We start from the raw sequence: 16,408 nt of genomic DNA, 5'->3' as shown, positions 1-16,408 counted from the left end.
CGGGCGCGGCGGCCGGGAGTGCACCCGAACGGGTGAGCGGCGGCGCTCCCGCCCGGTGCGGCTACTGCTCGGCGGCCGGCTTCCCGGCGACCGGGTCGTACCCGCTGGTGCCCTCGTCCAGCAGGGGTTCCTGCGACTTGAGGTGGGCCGGGGCGAGGGCACGCAGCGTGTGGTAGCCGGTGATCACCACGATGGTGCCCAGGGCGATGCCGCCGAGTTCGAAGCTGCTGCTGATCTTCAGGCTGACCCCGCCGATGCCGATGATGACGCCCGCGGCGACCGGCACGAGGTTGAGCGGGTTGCGCAGGTCGACCTTGTTGTGGCTCCAGATCTGCGCGCCCAGCAGGCCGATCATGCCGTAGAGGATCACGGTGATGCCGCCCAGGACGCCGCCGGGCACGGCGGCGACGACGGCGCCGAACTTCGGGCAGAGGCCGAACAGCAGGGCGAAGCCGGCGGCGGCCCAGTAGGCGGCGGTGGAGTAGACCCGGGTGGCGGCCATCACGCCGATGTTCTCGGAGTACGTGGTGTTGGCCGGGCCGCCGACCGCGGTGGACAGGACGGTGGCGGCGCCGTCCGCGGCGATGGCGGTGCCCAGCTGGTCGTCCAGCGGGTCCCCGGTCATCTCGCCGACGGCCTTGACGTGCCCGGCGTTCTCCGCGATCAGCGCGATCACGACGGGCAGCGCGACGAGCGCCGCCGACCAGCCGAAGCTCGGGCCGTGCAGGGAGGGCAGGCCGATCCACTCGGCCTTGCCGACGCCGGAGAGGTCCAGCCGCCAGTGGTCGACGGCCTGCGGGCCGCCGTGCACCGAATGGATCTTCCCGAAGAGGCGGTCGAAGAGCCAGGAGATGCCGTAGCCGAAGGCCAGGCCGAGGAAGATGGCGATCCGGGACCAGAAGCCGCGCAGGCACACCACGGCCAGGCCGGTGAAGAGCATGGTCAGCAGGGCCGTCCACTGGTCCTGCGGCCAGTAGGTGCTGGCGGTGACCGGTGCGAGGTTGAAACCGATCAGCATGACGACGGCGCCGGTCACCACGGGCGGCATCGCGGCGTGGATGATGCGCGCGCCGAACCGGCGGACGGCCAGCCCGGCGAGGAACAGCGCGACGCCCACGACGAGGATGGCGCCGGTGACCGCGGCGCTGTCGCCGCCCCGCGCCCGGACGACCGCCGCCACGCCCACGAACGAGAGGCTGCACCCCAGGTAGCTGGGCACCCGGCCGCGCGTGGTGAGCAGGAAGAGGATCGTGGCGACGCCCGACATCATGATCGCCAGATTGGGGTCCAGGCCCATGAGCAGCGGGGCCACGAATGTGGCTCCGAGAGTACATCACTGGGCTTGAGGGGCAGCCACTCCCCTGTGGAGACGTCTCCCAGGCGTTCCTCGGTGTCGTTGGCGAGGGCGTTGAGGAGGTGCATCCCGGTGGGGCTGGCGTCGTCCGCAAGGAGCCGGACCACCAGTTCGAACTCCCTCGGGGTCAGGCGCACCGCGACTTCGTCAGAAGCGTCCTCGGCGGGTTTGGCGGTTCCTTCTGAGGCTCGCCAGGCCGCGATGTTGGCCAGGGTGTTGGCGAGGAACCTCGCCGCGCTGTCGGGCTCGGGTATGGGGCGCACGAGCGGGCGGTCACCGACGGTCTTGTACTCACCAAGTTCCATGATCGGGATGTTAACGATCATGTTCGCAAACGGGAACCTGTGTGCGATTCCGGCCTGTGGGCGGGGGCTTCGATTTATTCATTCAAGCCGTGCTGCCGAGCCACGAAGAGCGGGGTGCCGCTGGTCGGCGCCCGGTTCGGTTTGTCCCTCGGCGAAACGATCGACTATGAATCCTCTTGGCCTCTGCGACGTGCAGGGCGGTGCGAAGGAGAAGGACTATGGCGGGCTTCGGGTGGAAGCTGCACGGCGATGGCAAGCACCTGAAGCACGGGGAGGTGGTCAAGCCCGGCGAACGACTGTCGTGGGGGCGTACCGCAGGGCTCGGGGCACAGCACGTCGTTTCAATGATCGGGGCATGTTTCGTCGCTCCGATTCTTATGGGGCTCGATCCCAACCTGGCGTTGATGGCGTCTGGTGTCGCGACGATCTTGTTTCTGGTGATGACGCGTGGGCGCATTCCCAGCTACCTGGGATCTTCACTCTCGTTCGTCGGGGTTTCGGCCGTCATCGCGGGGCAGGGCGGGGACGCTGGCACGTTGACCGGTGCTCTGCTCGTCGTCGGCGCCGCCCTCGCGGCGTGCGGGGTCGTTATCCAGTTTCTCGGGGCGCGGGTGATCCATGCCGTGCTGCCGCCGGCAGTGACCGGTGCAGTGGTCATGCTGATCGGCTTCAATCTCGCGCCGGTCACCGCCAAGACGTATTGGCCCCAGGATCAGTGGACCGCCTTGGCCACGATGCTTTTCACAGGTCTCGCCCTGGTCGTCCTGAGGGGCTTTTGGTCGCGTATCGCGATCTTCCTGGGTCTCCTCTTCGGTTACGTGCTGTCCTGGGTCCTCGACCTCGCTTCCGGCAAGATCCGCTCGGTTGACGGTTCCGGAAAGATGACGGACCACTGGCGGATCGACTTCTCCGGCGTGGCGAAGGCCGACTGGATCGGCCTGCCGACCTTCCACGCGCCGAACTTCTCGTTCTCGGCGATTCTCGTTGCCCTTCCGGTGCTGGTGGCCCTGATCGCTGAGAACGCCGGCCACGTCAAGGCGGTCGGCGAGATGACCGGTGACTCGCTCGACGACAAGATGGGTATGGCCATCGTCGCGGACGGCACAGCGACCGTGCTCTCGACGGCCGTGGGTGGACCCGCCACCACGACGTACGCCGAGAACATCGGCGTCATGGCGGCCACCCGCGTGTACTCGACCGCGGCCTACTGGGCTGCGGCCTGTTTCGCGCTCCTCTTCGGCCTGTGCCCGAAGATCGGCGCCGTCGTAGCCGCCATCCCGGGCGGGGTGCTGGGCGGGATCACCGTCATCCTCTACGGGATGATCGGCCTGCTCGGCGCGCAAATCTGGGTCCGTAACAAGGTGGACTTTGCCCAGCCCCTCAACCTCGTTCCGGTTGCGGCCGGCGTCATCGTCGGTATCGGCGGCGTCAGCTTGAAGATCACGGACAACTTCGAACTGAGCGGCATCGCGTTGGGCACCCTCATCGTGCTCACCGGGTTCCACTCCTTGCGGTGGCTGTCCCAGGCTGCGAGTCGGCCGCAGGGCCCGCTGCTGGACGGCGGCACCTCGGAGTACGACCAGGAAGCGCGGCGTTCTTCCTGAGTCGTGATAGCGCCGTGGGTAGCCTTGGCCCATGACTGCCTCCTACGACACCCCTGACGACGTCGTCCGCGAAATCTCCAAGCGGTACGCCTCGTCGGACATCACGGTGGAAGCACTGGCTGACCAGCTCAGCGAAGAGGGAGTGCCGCGGGTGCGCTTCCAGCATGGTCGCTGGGCGTTCGACTCCGCTAAGTGAACGCTGGCGACAACGTCGAGAGGCCCCCTTCAAAGGGGGCCTCTTCTAGTTGACAACGGTCTGTGGGACACCCAGCCAGACCTCTTGCTTGGCTCCTGCAACGGTCAGCCCGAAGCAACTGGGCTCCGGACGGCCCTTAGCGGTCCACCAGTGCCAGGCGGCCTCGACCTCGTTCCATAGCCTGCGCGGGCCGTGCTGCCAGACGGCGAACTCGTCGTCTTGTCGGCCATCGTGGTCCACGGCGGCCCAGGATGAGCCGTCCGCAGTGACCACCCATAGACGCGTCGCCACGCCGTCCACGTCGGGATCGTCGTGCCACACGTGCCACAGGTCAGGGCAGCGCAGCCCGAGGGCGAACTGGGCGTCCCAGTCGTCGCCGGCCACGCTCCACGGCGACAAGGAAGTCCTGGACTCGTCGGGCTGATGGTCGTCCGCTACGACATCACGGAAGAGGCGCAGTCCCAGGCGGTGCCCCCGGGCGCGCATGAAGGCTGCATAGGGGTGGAAGCGCCCTGCGGCCTTCCCGCCGGCTTCTACGGCCAGGTGGAGTAGCCCGTAGTCGCACCATGGTCGGGACCACGGAGTGAGGATGGTGCCGCCCGGTCGGATCTGCTCAATCCAGGCTTCAGGGATGGCGCTCACGGAGCAGGTGGCCAACACATGGTCGTACGGGGCCCCCTCCGGGTACCCGAGGGTGCCGTCGCCGCACACGACTCGTACGCCGGGAGCGGTCTGCTTCAGGGCTGTGGCGGCCTGCTCGGCGAGCGTGGCGTCGACTTCGATCGTGACCACATTGTCCTCGCCGATCGCGTGGGCAAGAAGAGCGGCGTTCCAGCCGGTGCCGGTGCCGATCTCGAGGACGCGTTGTCCGGGCCGGGGGTCGAGCATGCTGAGCATGCGCGCGACGATGGACGGGGCCGACGCGGACGATGACGGAAAGGCCGACACGTCCGGGTCTACCGGGTTGCCGTCGTTGACTTGAGTGACGACCGAGGTGGCGGCGTAGGCGGCGGAGAACCAGTCTCCGAAGTTCGTCTCGGCGTCGATCGCGATGTAGTTGCCCTGGTCGTCGCGTTGCCAGATCACTCTCGGGAGGTGTAGCCGACGGGGCACTGCCGTGATGGCGGATGCCCACTTCTCGGGAAGCGCGCCGTTTTCCTCGATGATGCCGGCGAGCAGGCCGCGCAGAGCGGCCGGCTCTCCGGACGGGACGTTCTGGGGCATTACTTGTCCTTCTTGTGCTTCGGCTCTTTCCGCGGCTTCTGCGTGTCATCCGTGGTTTTGCTGTCGCCGAAGTCCTTCTTGCCCGAGTGCTGCCCGTCGCCCCCGGAACCGCCCTTGCCCGTGCCCCACCCCATGACGCACGCCCCTTCTCTCGACGTTGACGGCGCATACGGTAGGCCCCCGGCTGCCTGGCCGGAAGGCGGCATGCAGGGTTCAGGACACCGGTCGAGCAGAGCAGCCGCCCCGGGACGATCGAACTCCGTCTGGAGGTGCCTCGCCGGTGGTGCCAGCGGTCTATGCCGATGGCTGCACGGTTCTGTGAACCGTCGGCCTCGGCCCCTAAACTGGCTCGGTCCGGACAACCGCATGGGCAGGCCCATGACGCCGTTCCCCCTCCTCACTTGGCTTGAGGAGGGGGAACGCCAGTCCGAGGTCAGTCCGTGGAGCAGGTGAGGTGACCCGTACGGACTTCATCGATGAAGGAGCTCCACGCCGTCGCCGTCAGGACCAAGGCGGCGCCGGCCTTGTCCTTGGAGTCGCGGACGCCGACCTGCTTGGCCAGGGGAAGGCGCGCGATCTCGACACAGCTGTTACCGGTGCCCTCGCTGTAGGAGGACTTGACCCAAGCGTCTTCGGGGGCCACGTCAGGGGCCGTGATGTGAGTGTTAATGGCTCTGCAACTCTCGTTCTAGTCGGTACATGAAATCGGTTGTTTCCTCGGGCGGAAGTGCGGATGCCGCCATGGCTTCGAACTTCCGACCGAAGCGCTCGACCACCTCGGGGGTATCCGATGTGGAGACAGCGCCTCCGGCGGTGTCGGTCTGCACCATCGACGGCAGTCCTTCTCCCAGATCGAGGATGGCGAAGTCGTTGCTGGACCGATAGCCCCGGTGCGCGGTGGGGAGTACCTGGACGCGGATGTGTTCGCGCTGGGACAGCGTGGCGATGTGCCGGTACTGCTCGATCATCACGTCGTCGTCCCCCATGACGTACTGAAGCGAGACCTCGCAGAGGACCACCCACAGCTTGAGAGGGTCGTCCTCGCGGAGCACGGGCTCCTGACGCTGCATGCGGATGGCGACACTGTCACGGATGAACTGCGTCGTGGTCTCCTCTATGGGCTTCGACCTCTCGAAGATCCCCTGGGCGTAGTTCTCTGTCTGAAGCAGCCCGTGGACCACCGTCGGGTGGAAGGCCCGAATCTCTCGCGCTTCCGACTCAGCCCCAACGAACTTGGTCATCCCCGGCGGCATCTTCTGCCGAACCTGTGTCACCCATGACCGGCTGTTCGACGCCTTGTTGAGCTCGACCAAGGAGTCGACGAGCTCCCTGTCCGTTAGACCGTACCGCTCCAGCAGTGCTCGTAGCTCGCCGACGTGTCGGAAGGCCAGCTCACCCTTCTCGACCCGTTGCAGCTTGGCATCGCTGAAACCCAGGCCCTCGACGGCTTGTTTCATCGTCAGGTCCGCGTTGTCGCGCAACTGGCGGAGCCGGATGCCGAGCTCGATCTTGTGACCCGTAGGCCCGCGTCGTGCTGCCACCTGTGTCCTCTCCTCGTGCCCGTGTGCATGCCCCGAACGGTCCTGTGCGCGCTGCGAGGGCCCGTGTGCTTGAGTCTGGCACCCCTGTGCAGCCGTCACCGCTCCCTGTGCAGAAAAGTCATATACCAATGCGCCTGACCGCGAGTATTTATTTCAGATTCACTTGCAGATGAACGGTCTGCTGAACGACGGTAGTTGTGCACCAGGGAGTCCGGAACTCCGCTGGTGGCACCCCCCTCCGGCTGGCCGCCGGCCCCGAACCATCCATGCCTCCGGCGGCCAGCCGTCCCCGCTCCCTGGAGCCCTCCCGCGTTCGCTGCGGACCTGCTCCAGGCCGACTCCTCGGAGGCCGCACAATGCCGGCTCAGATGCCCTTGCCGTTCCTCCCGCTCGGCGAGCAGCCCGCTTCCCCGCCGCCCGGCACGCGCACCTCCGTCCGTCACCGCGACCTGGAGCCGGTCATCCGCGGACGCCGACTGGCGAGCAAGCGGATGCACCTCCGCGACCAGTCGGCGCCCGCCGTCTAGACCGCCGCATCGCGCCGGGGAGTTCAGTTTTCCTCCTCACGTCGGCGTGATGCGGCTTGGCCGGGCCCGCCTTCGCCCTGCACCTGGAGGACGACGGACCTGTTGCCGCTGTACGGGGGTACGCGGCGCCAGGCCCGCCGAGACCAGGGCGGAGGACGGGCACCGGGTCCCCGACGCCGGAAGATCGAGCCGGCGTCCAGCCGACCGGGGACCTGCCCGGCCGCTTCGGGGCCGCCCGCAACCTGCGGCGGGCGGCCCCCACCAGCCGGTCATGCACGCGGCGGACCTATGACCCCGCGCCCATGACCACCAACGTCCCGGCCCGTGCGGAGGAGAGCGCGGCGAGGAGGCCGGGACGCCGGTCGGCAGACCTGTGGCGAGTCAGGGCTGCCGGCACCCCCGAAGTCGTGGGCGCGGTTCGAAGCAGAACCGCGCCCACGACGCCTCCCCCCATGCCTGGCTCGGAAGGACACCTCTCGTGAGAGGCACCGCTGACCTCGTCCTCGACAACTCCGGAAGCCGGATGCTCCGGCCGGACACCGACCCCCGCGGGTTCCCGAGCACCCGTCTCGCGGCACTCCGGCGCACGGTCTTCGAGGACGCCATACAGGGCCACAACGGCACGGTGAAGGTGGCGCTCTACGCCCTCACGACGCTTCGTGCGGACCCCGACCCGGCCTTCGACGCGGCACGCACGTACGCAGAGGGACAACGGTGGAGCGTCCTCGACGACGTCTTCTGGGACAACCACGGCATGACCGACCCGGCAGAGCGGCCGGGCTGGCAGGCCGTACGCAAGCTCATCGCCGGCGGGTTCGCGCGCGGCATTGTGACCGTGTCCCGCAGCGCCGTCAGCACCGCCGACCGCGAATACGAGCGCGAGCTCGAGTGGTTGCACGAACGCCGCGCCTTCCTTGCGCACGTGCCGCGAGCCGCGGTCCTCGAGTGAGTGCTGACCACTGCTGGGCCGCGCTGATCGTGACCTTGCAGGTTCTGACCGTCGCCACGCCCGCCGTGGCTGTGTTCACCTACATACCCTGAACCGACAGGAGGGCCCGATGGAGGGCCGAACGGTCTTGCCGCTGATCGCCACCAACCCGCCGAACCCCCTCAAGGGCCTGCGGTACGTGGAGGTGGAGACGAGCCAGTTCTGCAACCGTCGCTGCGGGTGGTGCCCCAACGGGCACACGCTCGCACGGCGCGACAAGAACTTCATGGACTGGTCACTGTTTGAGAAGATCACGGCCGAGCTGGCGGACTGCGCCTTCGACGGCTACTTCGCGTTCCACAACTACAACGAGCCGCTGGCCAACCCGCGGCTGGGCGAGGAGATCCGCCGCGTCCGCGCCACGCTGCCCGACGCGCAGCCCGCGATCTACACGAACGGCGACCTCTTCAACCGCACCCTGTTGGAGCAGATGTCGGAGGACGGCGTCCGCTACATCCGGGTCACCCGCTACCCGACCAAAGCCCACGCGAGCCCCGACTTCCCCGCCCTCCACCAGTACCTGAACAAGAAGAAGCTCCTCAGCGGCGGCATCAACTGGACGTACAAGGAAGTCCGCCAGGGCCTCGCCGCCAGCTGGCAGGACCCCTTCACCGGAATGCTGGTCGAAGTCATCCGCCCGCAAATCGCCACGTACAACGACAGGGGCGGGACAGCGGTCGTGCCCGTCGTCCTGCCCCGCCGCACCGAGCCGTGCCAGATGACCAGCACCTCCCTGAGCATCGACTACCGCGGCGACATGAAGATGTGCTGCAACGTCGTGCCCGACCAGGCGGCCAACCACCGCGAGTACGTCCTCGGCAACGCCGCCGACCACTCGCTGGCCGAACTGTGGAACCACCCCCTGATGGCCGACTGGCGCGACCGGCACAGTCGGGCGGACTGGACCCGCTCTCCGGCCTGCGCGACCTGCGTGCAGGCACTCCCGGAGACACGCCGATGAGGGCCGCCGCCGTCGCCACCGCCCCCGGCCGGCTCTGCCTCGCCGGGGAAAGCCTCGACTGGATGACCGGCGGCAGCAGCGTCGTCGCGACCATCCCCCTGCGCACCAAGGTGACCGCCTGGCGCGCCCCCGGCAACGCGCTGACCCTGCTCTCCGGCAGCCCGTTGTTCGTCAACCGCCTCATCCCCGCCGAACAGGTGGCCGAAGGGAAGTACAGCGGCGACCAACTCGACTACATGCAGGCCGCCGTCCGCGTCACCCTGAAGACCGCCGACCAGATCGCCGGCACGGTACTCACCGCCACGACGGACATGCCCGTCGCCGCCGGGCTGTCCTCCAGCGCGGCCGTCACCGTCGCCGCGGTCACCGCCCTCTCCGCCATGAACGGCACCTCCCCGGACCTAGCGACGATCTGCCGCCTATCCCGCGCAGCCGAGACCGGGGAACTGGGCTCGGGGGCTGGCTGGATGGACTACGTGGCCGTCGCCTTCGGCGGCGTCAGCCACGTGACCGCCGGCGACCGTCCCGGGGCTCGCGGGATCGCACCGACCCTCGGCGTCCCCGTCGTCATCGTCGACACCCTCCAGCCCCGCACCACCATGCGGGCCCTGAGCTCGAAACGTGAGCGGTACGCCGCGGGTGACGCGAGCATGCACGCGTACGCCCGCCAAGCTGCCGACCTGGTCGACTCGGTCACCACCGCCCTGGGGCAGCAGCACGTGGACTACCGGCTGGTCGGTCGACTGCTGACCACAGGCCACGGTCTGCTGCGCGACCTGGTGCGCTGCTCAACCCCGCTGATCGACGAGTGCGTGGCTCGGATGATCAACGCTGGCGCGCTCGGCGCGAAGCTCTCGGGCTCCGGATACGGCGGGTGCCTCTTCGCGCTGGTGCCGGACGAAGCGCTCAACTCCGTCCTCCAGGCCCTCGTCGGCCTGCCCGTCCACACCCACGTCCTGCCCGCATCCGAGCCGGAAGGCGTCGCCGTCACCCGTCTGGCCGCCCCTGCCCCACAGAGGGCAAACTCGGCCTGACCAACCGTGCCTGCGCACCAACCGTCGGTAACCTCAGACGAGCCCATCAACCCCTGGAAGAAGGCGCAGCTTATGGACTACTCCCGGCTGGTGAAGGCGTACGACATCCGTGGCGAGGTCCCCACGGAGATGAACGAGCACGTCGCCGAGAAGGCGGGGGCCCTGTTCATCCGCCTCACCGCAGCCGAGACCATCGTCATCGCCCGCGACATGCGATCCACCAGCCGCAGCCTCGCCGACGCCTTCACGAAGGGCGCCAACCGCGCGGGTGCGGACGTCGTCGACATCGGCCTCGGCTCCACCGACTACCTCTACTTCGCCAGCGGCAAGCTCAACATGCCCGGCGCCATGATCACGGCCAGCCACAACCCCGCCCAGTACAACGGCATCAAGCTGTGCCGCGCCGGTGCTGCCCCCGTCGGTGAGGACACCGGCCTCGCCAAAATCCGCGCCTGGCTGGAAGCCGACGACATCCCGGCCCCCACCGACAAAGCGGCTCGTACGGTCCAGCAGAACATGCTCGGCGACTACGCCGCCCACCTCAACAACCTCGTAGACCTCACGGGCCAACGACCGCTGAAGGTCGTCGCGGATGCCGGCAACGGCATGGCCGGCCACACGGTCCCCGCGGTCTTCGCGAACCTGCCCGTCGACCTCACCGCCCTGTACTTCGAACTCGACGGGACGTTCCCCAACCACGAGGCGAACCCCCTGGAGCCCAAGAACCTCCTGGACCTCCAGGAGAAGGTCCGCGAGACGGGCGCGGACATCGGTCTCGCCTTCGACGGCGACGCCGACCGATGCTTCGTCATCGACGAGCGCGGCCAAGCCGTACCACCGTCCGCCATCGTCGGCCTGGTGGCCGCGCGCGAACTAGCGAAGTCCCCTGGCTCCACCGTCGTGCACAACGCCATCACCTCCCAGGCCGCGGTCGAGGTGATCTGCGAGAACGGCGGAACGCCGGTCCGCTCCCGCGTCGGCCACTCGTACATGAAGGCCCTCATGGCCGAGCACAACGCGGTCTTCGGCGGCGAACACTCCGGCCACTACTACTTCCGCGACTTCTGGAACGCGGACACCGGCATGCTCGCCGCCCTGCACGTCCTGGCTGCGCTCGGCGAACAGGACCGGCCCCTGTCCGAACTGGTCGCGGACTACACCCGCTACGCCGCGTCCGGGGAGGTCAACTCCGAGGTCGCCGACGTTCCGGCAAAGCTCAACCAGGTCGAAGAGGCTTTCCGGCAGCTCGACGGAGTAACCACAGACCGGCTCGACGGGCTGACCGTCACCCTCGGCGCCGGCCGCTGGTTCAACCTCCGCCCCTCCAATACGGAGCCGCTGCTCCGCCTCAACGTCGAAGCTCCTACCGATGACGCTGTGAGGGCCCTGCGGGACGAAGTCCTCGCCCTTGTGCGCTCCTGAACCACAAAAGAGGGCTCCCCCTAGTGGGGGAGCCCTCTTTTGCTTAAACGAGCCTGAGCGCTGCGGCGGCCCCTATACTCCTCGCATGGCACAAAAGTACATCACCATTTACACCGACGACCTGACTGGCGAGGAGTCCCAAGAGGCGGAGACGCACACCTTTTCCATCGACGGTGTCGCCTACGAGATTGACCTTGGACCGGACAGTTACGAGCAGATGCTTCAGGCATTTGGCCCATTCGTGAAAGCAGCCCGAAAGCAGGGTAAGGGCAATAAGCCGGGGAACCGGGCGAAGGCATATCGCCGAAACGGGGACACTGCCGCTATTCGCTCTTGGGCGAAGGAGAACGGCTACGCGGTCAACGACCGCGGTCGAGTGTCGGCAGAGATTCAGGAAGCCTACGCGAAAGCCCTGGCGGACTAACGACGGCTGAAAGCGACCCCAGAGCGGCCCCCTCAAGGGGGCCGCTTCTGTGTATAGAGAGCCCCCTACACAGTAGATGTCGGTGTCCTTTGACGGTTTTCGGGACTCTGAGGAGCGAAAGAGTGCCTGACGTCACTTCCCTGCCCCTCGATTATTTCATTCAAGTGGCCCCTCGGCGGCGGAAGCGGCGCGCCAGCCGGCCTGCGCCGCCCTGCGGGGCCGCCTGCCGGCCTGGGGCTCGCCCTCTTGCCCCGCCCTTCCAGCAGCGCCGGCGAGGCGCCGAGAACCTTCATACCCGTACACACCCGGAGGACGGGCCCCGCGGCGGGTCCTGAATGAAAGAATCCGGGTATTACCCCCGAGTGTGCGCGCTGAATGAATTAAATAGCGGGTGAGCTGGATCACGCCTAGGGGATTAATTCATTAATGCAATTGGAATGCCTCGATGAGATGTGGATCACTCGGTTTGATCTTGACTCCGGTGGTCGATCGGTCTTATTTAGCGTGCGTGCGCGCAGTCCTTTTGATGAATCAATGGGTAATTGAAGTTGTGATCCACGTCACGCGCTTTTAAGTTGACCGGTAACCTCAATCTGCGTAATGTTCTGGGTGTCGGAAAGAGCAAGACGCCGACAGGGCCAGGAGCCACGGCCCAGATAGACCGCAGTGGTTCAGCCGCATAGACCGCGTAGGACTCGCTCCTAAAGGGTCGCAGCCGCTAGGTGGGCTACCTTCCGGGCCATTTCATCGGAGGTGAAGAGTCAGGGAATCTGGGCTCTTTAGTGGTTACCACGGGATAGCAACCGTGGGGGCCGCTATGGAGGGCAGAGACAATGGCCAAGAGCTACCGAGTGAGCGACAAGCCCAAAGGGCTGACACCGACCGTCTATCGCACCACACGGCGAGCCACCCCTAAGGGGTCGGGCTACGCGATGAGCGACAGCAGGGCGGAAAAGCTGCTAGCGAAGCGAGCGGCGTGGGAGCTCAGGAATCGGGACAGGGCGCCACTGGCAGTCTGAAGGCGCCATTTTTTTTCACCTCAAACTTGACCGGTAACCTACCCTCAGGGGGTAAGTGATGAACGCGGCAACAACCACTCTTCTCGATCAGATCCGAGGCACCGGCGGAGCGACGTACGCACCCGACCGTCCCGCACCTGCATCGGGGTTCATGGTGTCGCTGAACGGCAGCGAACGCACCATCCCCCTCGCAGAGTTCGGGCCGACGGAACTGGTCAACTACATGCAGGAGTACGCCTACCGCATCGACTCTGACCCGCGCCTTTACTACGGCGCGTGGGTTGACGGCGGCACGGTCTATCTCGACATCTCAATGAACATCGCGGACCGGGCAGAGGCGCTGCTCATGGGTGAATTCGAGTCACAGAAAGCCATCTACGACGTGACCACTGGTGACGTGATCAACCTCTAGGGAGAACCTGATGAAGCGCACAGTAATCCGATTTGCACTCACCATGACCGCTGGAATCTGTCTCGGAATCGCGATCGGCCCCGTGGGTAGTTCGCAAAGCGGTGCCCGCGACATCGCTAACTTCAACGAAGGGTTCGAAGACGGGGCGCGCGACGTCAGGGAACAGGTCGCACGTGTCATCACCAACAATCCGGACGAGTGCTGGATACGGGAAAACGTCCCTGCCATCCCCAACTCCCCTGAGTGGTGCAACGGCTGATTGACCTGCTTTGGTGGCGCACGCGGCGGCGTGCGCTCGCCATGGCCGGTCAACGGGCCGGATCAAGATTAAGGAAATGCCTCGATGAGCACATACACGCAAGAGCAGATATCCCGCACCATCAACGACGGAGCAGACCTCGTAGCCGACGGGCTAGGGCTTGACGAGCGGGACGCCGACCTTCTCAACCTCATGGTCAACGCCGCTCTGTCGCTCCTGGAAGACCCGACCCTGTCGCTGAACGACGTGATGGATCGAAATTACGACGGCGGAGCCGAAGAAGTCCTCTCCTGGTGGGACTGGAAGTAATGGAACGGGTGGCAGTTGTGATGACTGGCGAAAAGTCGCAGGCGTTCCGGAAGCCCAAGAACCGGCAGAAACCCAAGTTGCTCACCGCTATAGAGCGGGGAGCCGAAATACGTGAACGTAATACCTACCTCCGAGCTTTGCACCGTCCCCGAACGGCCGGTGACCCTTATCCGTGGGCGGTATACAGCGAGGGATTGAAGGAAGAGTTCCACATCTCCGGGCGGGACTGCATGGCCGTCTGGCCTGACGGAACCAGGACTACGGCCAACGGTGAACGGATTGAGACGAGGGGTCGATGAGTGACAGGCACGTTTATGCGGTTCTGCGGAATGCAGTGGAACGCATAAAGGAGCACGAGGCGCATTGGCTCGAATACCTCCACTCGGAGGTTCCCTCCTACTGCCCAGAAGACGGCTATGTAGACGATGAGGAAGCGGGTCGCATGGACGAGATCCAGGAGGATCAGGCATTCAGCGCGCAAGAGCTGCTTCGGGACCTCTTGAAGCGATTCGAGGAGGTGACGTCGTGACCATAGTTCGGCGACACTGACGCGCTTTGCCTGGGGCCGCTCGATGTATTCGGTCGAGCGGCCTTTTGCATGGCTCGTCGGCTGCCACAGCCGGGGCTGACTCCACCGAGGGAGATCGATGAAATACCAGTGCGAAACATTCCAGACCATCAAGTCAGAGCTTCAGCATGAGGCGGCAAAGCACGCCAAGAGCGCGCAGGAGCACACGGACGACCGTCTGGCTCGCTGGCACAGCAGCCTGGTGGTCACCACGAAGCGCTACATGGTCCGGAAGCTCGAAACGCACGTGCGGCGGTGCGGCCTGTGCGCCTGATCGATTATCCGCCGTCGTTGCGATGCCAGCAGGACCCGAATCACGGCGCCTCGCGGCACGTGACCTCCGGGCGGCCCGGCGGCGTCGCCATCACCGCCCACCTTTGCGTGGATCACGTCGACCCGTGGATAGCCGCGCTGGAGCGCGCCGACGGGCACCGACTTCTTATCGACCGCCCCATCAACTTCTCGTGTAGGCCCTACGGCCTGTGCGCCATTCGCTGAGGAGCGACACATGGCAGAGTTCATCATCCGCGCCGGACAGTGGGAAGAGAACCGCAGCCGCACGAGGGTCCGCATCTGGCGGGGCGACGAGGAACGGCCCTTTGTGGACATTGTGTTGGGGGCCTGGCGTGAGCGCCTGTACCGCGAGTTCCCCGCCCTGACCCTCAACCACATCGCGGAGGAGAACGGAGTCACCAACCCGCCGAAGATCTACCGCAAGGACTACCACGACGACTACAACCCGTTCCTCTACGACCTGGTCGGGGTGTCCGAGGTATGAGTCCCCGGGTCTACGTCGCCAGCCTGGCGGACTATGTGGCCGGGCGGTACCACGGTGCGTGGCTCGCCGCCGACCGGAGCGCTGACGACATCGGCAAGGGCGTCACCGCGATGTTGGCCGCGTCGTCGGATCCCTACGCCGAGGAGTGGGCGATCCACGACTACGAGGGTTTCGGCGGGGTCCACATCGACGAGTACGACTCGCTGGAGACCGTGGCCGTGCTCGCGCACCTGGTCACCCAACATCCGCCGCAAGTCGTGGGCTACCTGCGTGCCGAGGGCCTGGAGCCCGAGGACATCGCCGAGGAGATCGACGACCGGTTCTGCGGGGTGCACGACTCCCTTGCCGACTACGCCTTGGAATTGATCGACGACCTCGGAGATCTCCCAAGGGCGTACCAGGACTACCGCTGGACGATCGCCAAGGCCATGGCCCACGACTGGGAGGTGGCCGGGGAGTACGTCACCGTCCCCACCTCCGGGGGCGTGGCCGTCCTGAGCAACGCCTGACTTACCGTCGCCGCCCTCGGCCAACCTGACCGAGGGCGGCGACGGCTGGTCAGACGACAGTCGAACGCACGAAGAAGGACATCCATGTTCGTTCCCCGGCCCCGCATGTGCGCGGTCTGCTTCACTCCGCTCGACGCCCATACCCCGCTGTGGGCACCGATCGTTCCTCCGATCTACGAGCACCCCGCTCGTGCCGAAGGCGAATGGGACCACGAGCCAGAACCGGTCGACGTCGACGAGCGCGTCATCCACCTCTGTGACCTGTGCTTGCAGCCCGGCGGCACCAGCACCTTCCGCACCACGAAAGCCCTCGTCGCGATCGAGGAGGACGGCCAGATCAGGGACTACGGCGACGACTGGGCGGCGTGCGAAACATGCGCTACGCACGTCCGCAGGCGATCCCCCCACCTCCTGATCGATCGCGCGGTCTCGCTCGCCCGCCACCCCAACGGCCGACCCCTGAACCGTCCCGAACGCCGCGATCTCCGGCGGCACATCAAGCCTGTGCACATGGCGTTCCTGGAGGCAGAGCCCTTCGAGGTTCCCTCCGGGAAGCAGGACCAGCGGTGAACCGTCACGTGTGGATCATGGCGCTCGGGGAGAGGACTCGGCCGGACCAGCCGACCTTCGCCGAGGACCCGTCTCCGCTCGACGCGCGAGCCTGCGTGGTGGTGGACGACTTCGCAGACCTCTTCCCTGTCTTCGCCGGTTGGCGGGCGCACTTCGCGGAGGAGATCACCACCTGGGCGATGCGCGTGCCCGCCGACGCCCAGGGGCGGCCGGCTGAGGGCTGGGAGGCTGTGTGGGCGGAAGATGGTCCGCCTATCCGGCTGGACTGCCGTCCCGGCGGCTTCATCGAGGTCCGCCCCGACGTCTTCGAGCCCCCGCGGGGACGGCCGCTGTCACCCCCGGCGGTGCCCGGCTCCGCCAAGCCGGCTGTCATCACAGCGGTGTAACCCCCGACCGCCCGCATG

Annotated in this window: 23 protein-coding genes and 1 pseudogene; 18 read left to right on the top strand and 6 right to left on the bottom strand. The window is 66.6% G+C overall.

Going from position 1 to position 16,408, the window contains the following annotated elements; all coding sequences use genetic code 11:
• Window positions 1–61: 61 nt before the first annotated feature.
• Together IE305_RS10015 and IE305_RS10010 are read right to left on the bottom strand one after the other, a co-directional pair.
• Window positions 62–1,324 (bottom strand): annotated as a pseudogene (locus IE305_RS10015) (uracil-xanthine permease family protein); the annotation flags it as partial.
• Window positions 1,267–1,659: a hypothetical protein gene (locus IE305_RS10010; protein WP_190129151.1), complete on the bottom strand. Its 393-nt coding sequence runs from the start codon at window positions 1,657–1,659 to the stop codon at window positions 1,267–1,269. The gene IE305_RS10010 and the pseudogene IE305_RS10015, both read right to left, overlap by 58 nt.
• Before the next feature lie 218 nt (window positions 1,660–1,877).
• Here IE305_RS10010 and IE305_RS10005 point away from each other — a divergent pair, with 218 nt between their 5' ends.
• Entirely contained in the window at window positions 1,878–3,263 is a 1,386-nt protein-coding gene (locus IE305_RS10005) for a uracil-xanthine permease family protein (RefSeq protein WP_190129150.1), read from the top strand.
• Between the two features lie 31 nt (window positions 3,264–3,294).
• Window positions 3,295–3,459 (top strand): hypothetical protein, encoded by a 165-nt coding sequence (locus IE305_RS10000; protein ID WP_190129149.1) that lies wholly within the window; start codon window positions 3,295–3,297, stop codon window positions 3,457–3,459.
• Window positions 3,460–3,504: 45 nt separating this feature from the next.
• Here IE305_RS10000 and IE305_RS09995 read toward each other — a convergent pair whose 3' ends face one another.
• From IE305_RS09995 to IE305_RS09985, 4 genes are all read right to left on the bottom strand, one after another.
• Window positions 3,505–4,683, bottom strand: a complete 1,179-nt coding sequence (locus IE305_RS09995; RefSeq protein ID WP_190129148.1) for a methyltransferase domain-containing protein — start codon at window positions 4,681–4,683, stop codon at window positions 3,505–3,507.
• A complete protein-coding gene (locus IE305_RS33450) occupies window positions 4,683–4,817 on the bottom strand; it encodes a hypothetical protein (protein WP_268255902.1) in 135 nt (44 codons plus the stop codon). Before IE305_RS33450 ends, IE305_RS09995 begins: the two co-directional genes overlap by 1 nt.
• Before the next feature lie 299 nt (window positions 4,818–5,116).
• Window positions 5,117–5,326, bottom strand: a complete 210-nt coding sequence (locus tag IE305_RS09990; protein ID WP_190129147.1) for a DUF397 domain-containing protein — start codon at window positions 5,324–5,326, stop codon at window positions 5,117–5,119.
• A gap of 22 nt (window positions 5,327–5,348) precedes the next feature.
• On the bottom strand, window positions 5,349–6,224 hold the full coding sequence (locus IE305_RS09985) for a helix-turn-helix domain-containing protein (RefSeq protein ID WP_190129146.1): 876 nt from the start codon (window positions 6,222–6,224) through the stop codon (window positions 5,349–5,351).
• 368 nt (window positions 6,225–6,592) lie between these two features.
• Here IE305_RS09985 and IE305_RS09980 point away from each other — a divergent pair, with 368 nt between their 5' ends.
• From IE305_RS09980 to IE305_RS09905, 16 genes are all read left to right on the top strand, one after another.
• Entirely contained in the window at window positions 6,593–6,751 is a 159-nt protein-coding gene (locus IE305_RS09980; RefSeq protein WP_190129145.1) for a hypothetical protein, read from the top strand.
• A gap of 478 nt (window positions 6,752–7,229) precedes the next feature.
• Entirely contained in the window at window positions 7,230–7,700 is a 471-nt protein-coding gene (locus tag IE305_RS09975) for a hypothetical protein (protein WP_190129144.1), read from the top strand.
• A 109-nt stretch (window positions 7,701–7,809) separates the two neighbouring features.
• Window positions 7,810–8,700 carry a radical SAM/SPASM domain-containing protein gene (locus IE305_RS09970; RefSeq protein WP_190129143.1) on the top strand — a complete coding sequence of 297 codons (891 nt, stop codon included), beginning with the start codon at window positions 7,810–7,812 and terminating at the stop codon, window positions 8,698–8,700.
• A complete protein-coding gene (locus tag IE305_RS09965) occupies window positions 8,697–9,734 on the top strand; it encodes a GHMP family kinase ATP-binding protein (RefSeq protein ID WP_190129142.1) in 1,038 nt (345 codons plus the stop codon). Before IE305_RS09970 ends, IE305_RS09965 begins: the two co-directional genes overlap by 4 nt.
• Window positions 9,735–9,806: 72 nt before the next feature.
• Window positions 9,807–11,156 (top strand): phosphomannomutase/phosphoglucomutase, encoded by a 1,350-nt coding sequence (locus tag IE305_RS09960; RefSeq protein WP_190129141.1) that lies wholly within the window; start codon window positions 9,807–9,809, stop codon window positions 11,154–11,156.
• Between the two features lie 85 nt (window positions 11,157–11,241).
• The gene (locus IE305_RS09955) at window positions 11,242–11,580 is read left to right on the top strand and encodes a histone-like nucleoid-structuring protein Lsr2 (RefSeq protein ID WP_190129140.1); all 339 of its coding nucleotides are present in this window, start codon (window positions 11,242–11,244) and stop codon (window positions 11,578–11,580) included.
• A 1,077-nt stretch (window positions 11,581–12,657) separates the two neighbouring features.
• On the top strand, window positions 12,658–13,011 hold the full coding sequence (locus tag IE305_RS09950; protein WP_190129139.1) for a hypothetical protein: 354 nt from the start codon (window positions 12,658–12,660) through the stop codon (window positions 13,009–13,011).
• 10 nt (window positions 13,012–13,021) lie between these two features.
• Window positions 13,022–13,270 carry a hypothetical protein gene (locus tag IE305_RS09945; RefSeq protein ID WP_190129138.1) on the top strand — a complete coding sequence of 83 codons (249 nt, stop codon included), beginning with the start codon at window positions 13,022–13,024 and terminating at the stop codon, window positions 13,268–13,270.
• An 84-nt stretch (window positions 13,271–13,354) separates the two neighbouring features.
• Window positions 13,355–13,579, top strand: coding sequence for a hypothetical protein (locus IE305_RS09940; protein ID WP_190129137.1), 225 nt, complete (start codon window positions 13,355–13,357; stop codon window positions 13,577–13,579).
• Window positions 13,580–13,874: 295 nt separating this feature from the next.
• Complete coding sequence (locus IE305_RS09935) at window positions 13,875–14,108, top strand: hypothetical protein (RefSeq protein ID WP_190129136.1); 234 nt, start codon at window positions 13,875–13,877, stop codon at window positions 14,106–14,108.
• Window positions 14,109–14,226: 118 nt separating this feature from the next.
• Window positions 14,227–14,421 (top strand): hypothetical protein, encoded by a 195-nt coding sequence (locus IE305_RS09930; RefSeq protein ID WP_190129135.1) that lies wholly within the window; start codon window positions 14,227–14,229, stop codon window positions 14,419–14,421.
• On the top strand, window positions 14,412–14,645 hold the full coding sequence (locus IE305_RS09925; protein ID WP_190129134.1) for a hypothetical protein: 234 nt from the start codon (window positions 14,412–14,414) through the stop codon (window positions 14,643–14,645). The genes IE305_RS09930 and IE305_RS09925 overlap by 10 nt, the downstream gene beginning before the upstream one ends.
• A gap of 10 nt (window positions 14,646–14,655) precedes the next feature.
• Window positions 14,656–14,925, top strand: a complete 270-nt coding sequence (locus IE305_RS09920; RefSeq protein ID WP_190129133.1) for a hypothetical protein — start codon at window positions 14,656–14,658, stop codon at window positions 14,923–14,925.
• Window positions 14,922–15,434 carry an antirestriction protein ArdA gene (locus IE305_RS09915; RefSeq protein WP_190129132.1) on the top strand — a complete coding sequence of 171 codons (513 nt, stop codon included), beginning with the start codon at window positions 14,922–14,924 and terminating at the stop codon, window positions 15,432–15,434. Before IE305_RS09920 ends, IE305_RS09915 begins: the two co-directional genes overlap by 4 nt.
• An 84-nt stretch (window positions 15,435–15,518) precedes the next feature.
• The gene (locus IE305_RS09910) at window positions 15,519–16,004 is read left to right on the top strand and encodes a hypothetical protein (protein WP_190129131.1); all 486 of its coding nucleotides are present in this window, start codon (window positions 15,519–15,521) and stop codon (window positions 16,002–16,004) included.
• Window positions 16,001–16,390 carry a hypothetical protein gene (locus tag IE305_RS09905; protein ID WP_190129130.1) on the top strand — a complete coding sequence of 130 codons (390 nt, stop codon included), beginning with the start codon at window positions 16,001–16,003 and terminating at the stop codon, window positions 16,388–16,390. The genes IE305_RS09910 and IE305_RS09905 overlap by 4 nt, the downstream gene beginning before the upstream one ends.
• Window positions 16,391–16,408: the final 18 nt, after the last annotated feature.

This window comes from Streptomyces mashuensis, assembly GCF_014654785.1.
In the GTDB taxonomy this organism is placed as follows: domain Bacteria; phylum Actinomycetota; class Actinomycetes; order Streptomycetales; family Streptomycetaceae; genus Streptomyces; species Streptomyces mashuensis.
This window is presented reverse-complemented; position numbering and strand designations above follow the sequence as displayed.

What these genes read in the sequence shown, in the direction of transcription:
- IE305_RS09940 (WP_190129137.1), top strand. Translation starts at nt 13,355, where the DNA reads ATGAGCACATACACGCAAGAGCAGATATCCCGCACCATCAACGACGGA.
- IE305_RS10010 (WP_190129151.1), bottom strand. Translation starts at nt 1,659, where the DNA reads ATGGAACTTGGTGAGTACAAGACCGTCGGTGACCGCCCGCTCGTGCGC.
- IE305_RS09965 (WP_190129142.1), top strand. Translation starts at nt 8,697, where the DNA reads ATGAGGGCCGCCGCCGTCGCCACCGCCCCCGGCCGGCTCTGCCTCGCC.
- IE305_RS09950 (WP_190129139.1), top strand. Translation starts at nt 12,658, where the DNA reads ATGAACGCGGCAACAACCACTCTTCTCGATCAGATCCGAGGCACCGGC.
- IE305_RS33450 (WP_268255902.1), bottom strand. Translation starts at nt 4,817, where the DNA reads ATGGGGTGGGGCACGGGCAAGGGCGGTTCCGGGGGCGACGGGCAGCAC.
- IE305_RS09915 (WP_190129132.1), top strand. Translation starts at nt 14,922, where the DNA reads ATGAGTCCCCGGGTCTACGTCGCCAGCCTGGCGGACTATGTGGCCGGG.
- IE305_RS10000 (WP_190129149.1), top strand. Translation starts at nt 3,295, where the DNA reads ATGACTGCCTCCTACGACACCCCTGACGACGTCGTCCGCGAAATCTCC.
- IE305_RS09980 (WP_190129145.1), top strand. Translation starts at nt 6,593, where the DNA reads ATGCCCTTGCCGTTCCTCCCGCTCGGCGAGCAGCCCGCTTCCCCGCCG.
- IE305_RS09970 (WP_190129143.1), top strand. Translation starts at nt 7,810, where the DNA reads ATGGAGGGCCGAACGGTCTTGCCGCTGATCGCCACCAACCCGCCGAAC.
- IE305_RS09960 (WP_190129141.1), top strand. Translation starts at nt 9,807, where the DNA reads ATGGACTACTCCCGGCTGGTGAAGGCGTACGACATCCGTGGCGAGGTC.
- IE305_RS09945 (WP_190129138.1), top strand. Translation starts at nt 13,022, where the DNA reads ATGAAGCGCACAGTAATCCGATTTGCACTCACCATGACCGCTGGAATC.
- IE305_RS09930 (WP_190129135.1), top strand. Translation starts at nt 14,227, where the DNA reads ATGAAATACCAGTGCGAAACATTCCAGACCATCAAGTCAGAGCTTCAG.
- IE305_RS09935 (WP_190129136.1), top strand. Translation starts at nt 13,875, where the DNA reads ATGAGTGACAGGCACGTTTATGCGGTTCTGCGGAATGCAGTGGAACGC.
- IE305_RS09955 (WP_190129140.1), top strand. Translation starts at nt 11,242, where the DNA reads ATGGCACAAAAGTACATCACCATTTACACCGACGACCTGACTGGCGAG.
- IE305_RS09920 (WP_190129133.1), top strand. Translation starts at nt 14,656, where the DNA reads ATGGCAGAGTTCATCATCCGCGCCGGACAGTGGGAAGAGAACCGCAGC.
- IE305_RS10005 (WP_190129150.1), top strand. Translation starts at nt 1,878, where the DNA reads ATGGCGGGCTTCGGGTGGAAGCTGCACGGCGATGGCAAGCACCTGAAG.
- IE305_RS09910 (WP_190129131.1), top strand. Translation starts at nt 15,519, where the DNA reads ATGTTCGTTCCCCGGCCCCGCATGTGCGCGGTCTGCTTCACTCCGCTC.
- IE305_RS09995 (WP_190129148.1), bottom strand. Translation starts at nt 4,683, where the DNA reads ATGCCCCAGAACGTCCCGTCCGGAGAGCCGGCCGCTCTGCGCGGCCTG.